The following is an 824-nucleotide window of genomic DNA, read 5'->3' on the forward strand; positions in this document are numbered from 1 at the left end:
CGTCCAGCAGGGCGGCGCGAGCCTGGGTCTCGTTGCGGTCCGGATCACCGGCAGGCAGGAACCGTTCGTCGCCCCACCACACGTCGACCCGGGACCAGTCCACCGCGTCGCGGGCCGGCAGCGCCGCCACCGCCCGGTACACGGCGGCGGCGACCCGACCGCCGGTGAGCACCACCGAGGCTTCGCCCCGGTCGGCCTGGGCGTCGAGCAGCTTCACCAGCAACCGGGCCGCCACGGCCTGCGCCAGCAGGTCGGCGTCGGCGTGGACGGCGACACTCGCCTCACTCATGGTTGCGCCTTCGTTTCCCGACCGCCCGGCGGTCGCTGTCGTGCCCGGGACGGTCCGCCCGAGGTGGTTGGGGCGAAAACCCCAGAGGTTGCGGGGCAGGGCCGGTGGGTACCGGCCCTGCCCGACGTCGTACCCCGGCTGGGCTCAGCCCTCGCCGCTGGTGCCGGCGTGCGCGGTGACCCCGGCCTCGGCGCGCTGCGCGGTGGCCGGATCCTTCCAGACGTGGACCCGCTGCGGCGGGCGCTGCTCCAGCCCGCGCAGGCCGGCCGTCGCGCCCAGCGCCTCCGCGTACACCTGGTCGGCGTCCAGTCGGCGCAGCTCCTCGGCCAGTTCGTCGCCGAGCGGGCGGCGAACCAGCGGCAGAGCCCGGTCCTCCTGCCCCGTGCGCCGGAAGACAGCCATGCTGTCCTCGCGGGTCAGCGTCAGCTGGTCGCCGTTGGCGCAGCTGAGCTGCACCTCCCGCATGCGGGGGAACTCGTTGCTGTCCACCCGGTGCGGGGTGATGCCGAGCCGGCTGGACAGCCAACCGGCCATC

2 protein-coding genes are annotated in these 824 nt (G+C 75.2%); both read right to left on the reverse strand.

The window, feature by feature from the left end; translation table 11 throughout:
- Positions 1-289: 6-phosphogluconolactonase (locus KBX53_RS34560; protein ID WP_210863987.1), on the reverse strand; the 289-nt coding region annotated here is incomplete at its 3' end.
- A gap of 144 nt (positions 290-433) precedes the next feature.
- On the reverse strand, positions 434-824 hold a 391-nt coding region (locus KBX53_RS34565), incomplete at its 5' end, for an OpcA/G6PD domain-containing protein (protein ID WP_210863988.1).

This window comes from Micromonospora sp. M51 (genome assembly GCF_018070305.1).
GTDB lineage: Bacteria > Actinomycetota > Actinomycetes > Mycobacteriales > Micromonosporaceae > Micromonospora > Micromonospora parva.